We start from the raw sequence: 2,431 nt of genomic DNA, 5'->3' as shown, positions 1-2,431 counted from the left end.
GGCGGATTACTTTTTGTTTATCCTGAGAGGGCTGATTCTGACAAACTCGCATCAAGCAAATCTGAAAGAATTTACAGCTGGTACAAGCCCTCTCTGTCGCTGCGCGACATCTCTCCCAGAGGGAGAGCCAAGTTTGGTCTGTACACAAAAGTAAAATCGCCAGCACAGGCACATCACTGTACCGGTGCTGGCGATTTTTTGCGCCCATGCAATATACTTTGAGTATAATATAAATATTTTTATCTTATTTGTCATCTTCTTGCTTCTGTCCGAGCTGCGCATACAGCGAAACCAGCTCCTGTGCCATTGCAAGCGGGCGTTCCTTTGGATTAAGACGCAGAGACAAATACGGTTCTTCTCCTGCATTGAGCAGCAAGCGTCCCTTATATTTCTGCATTCCGCACAGTGCCGCCATCCGGCGCAGATCTGTGCCATCCTTTGCCCAAGTCAAATAGATTCTGCCATCCTTCTGGCGAATATCCAGAATATCCTGTACGGCAGCGCGTGCGCGCAGCAGGGCAATATCACACAGCGCAACAGCGGATGCCGGTGGTTCACCAAAGCGGTCAATCATCTCATCCAGCAAATCGGCGCGTTCTTCTTCCGTATGAATCGCAGCAATGCGGCGATACAAATCCACGCGCTGACCGGAATCTTCGACATATTTTTCCGGCAAGTTGGCATTGACCAGCAGCTCTACGGTGCAATCGGTGCTGGAACGCGGCTTTTCGCCCTTTTCTTCCAATACCGCCTCTTCGAGCAGCTTCAAATACAAATCATAACCGACATTCATCAAATGTCCTGACTGTTCTGCACCGAGCACATTACCTGCGCCGCGAATTTCCAAATCTCGCATGGCAATCTTAAAACCGGAACCAAATTCGGCAAATTCCCGCACGGCATTCAGTCGTTTCTGGGAAATATCAGACAGTGTTTTGCCGCGCTGGAAGGTAAAATAGGCAAAGGCATGTCGCGCCGAGCGTCCGACACGTCCGCGCAGCTGATGCAGCTGAGACAAGCCCATATGGTCAGCATCTTCAATAATCAAGGTATTGGCATTAGCAATGTCAATACCGGTTTCAATAATCGTCGTACAGACAAGCACATCAATATCGCCATCGCTCATGCGCGTCATAATCCGCGACAGTTCCCGCTGGCTCATTTTGCCGTGTGCCACGGCAATTTCCGCATCCGGCAGCATCTTTTTCAGCTTTGCCGCACAGGTGTCAATCGTGCTGACCTCATTATGCAAATAATACGTCTGTCCGCCTCGGTAAAACTCCCGCCGCATTGCCTCGGCAATGACACCGGCATCGTATTCCATCACATAGGTCTGTACCGGATGTCGATCCTGCGGCGGCTCTTCGAGCACGGACATATCACGAATGCCGGACAGTGCCATGTTCAGCGTGCGCGGAATCGGTGTCGCAGACAGCGTGAGTACATCCACCTGCCGCGCCATTTCCTTAAGCTTTTCCTTATGCGATACGCCAAACCGCTGTTCTTCATCAATAATGAGCAGACCCAAGTCTTTAAATTTCATGCTCTTGTTGAACAGCTTATGTGTGCCGATCAGCAAATCCACCTGTCCGGTCTTAACTTTTTCCAGAATGATCTTCTGTTCTTTTGCCGTTTTGAATCGGCTGAGCATTTCAATCTTGACCGGCCAGCCGGAAAATCGGGAAATACAGGTCAAATAATGCTGCCGCGCCAGCACCGTCGTCGGCACGAGAATCGCTGCCTGTTTGCCGCCCAGCACGCACTTCATGACGGCGCGCAACGCCACTTCGGTCTTGCCAAAGCCGACATCGCCGCACAACAGTCGATCCATCGGGCGCTCGGATTCCATATCCTGTTTGATTTCCTGCACACAGCGCAGCTGGTCTTCGGTCTCTTCGTGTTCAAATGCCGCTTCAAACTCATGCTGCCAGCTGTCATCCTTCTGGAAGGCATAGCCGCGCTTGCGCTCGCGCTCCGCATACAGGGCAATCAGATTAACTGCCAGCTCTTTGACAGCGGCCTTTGCTTTGCTGCGTGTTTTTTGCCATTCTGCACCGCCCAATTTGTTGAGCCGCACGCGTCCGCTCTCTGCGGCGTCCGAACCGGCACCGATATATTTGGAAATCAGATCCAGACTTGTCGCCGGAACATAGAGAAAATCCGTACCGGCAAAGGCGATTTTAATAAAGTCCTGATACGTGCCTTCTACCCTCATTCGCTCCATACCGACAAAGCGGCCGATGCCGTGATGCTCATGAACGACCAAATCGCCCGGTGTCAAGTCAGTATAACTGCGCACATGATCTCGATTGGACTTTTTGCGCCGTTCCTTTTTCTTTTTTCGGGCAGCAAGCATCTGTCCTTCCGTCAACACAGCGGTTTTGAGAGAAGGATATTCCATACCGGCAGACAAGCTGCCCTCTAAAATACT

2 protein-coding genes are annotated in these 2,431 nt (G+C 51.2%); one reads left to right on the top strand and one right to left on the bottom strand.

Annotated elements, in window-relative coordinates:
• The coding region (locus ACR0P9_RS11040; protein WP_432620111.1) for a hypothetical protein at positions 1-222 on the top strand (222 nt) is incomplete at its 5' end.
• A gap of 22 nt (positions 223-244) precedes the next feature.
• Here the strand turns inward: ACR0P9_RS11040 and mfd are convergent.
• Positions 245-2,431, bottom strand: a 2,187-nt coding sequence (gene mfd / locus ACR0P9_RS11035) for a transcription-repair coupling factor (protein ID WP_432620109.1), incomplete at its 5' end; no start/stop codon positions are given.

It is taken from the genome of Butyricicoccus sp., from assembly GCF_050872565.1.
In the GTDB taxonomy this organism is placed as follows: Bacteria; Bacillota; Clostridia; order Oscillospirales; family Butyricicoccaceae; genus Butyricicoccus_A.
This window is presented reverse-complemented; position numbering and strand designations above follow the sequence as displayed.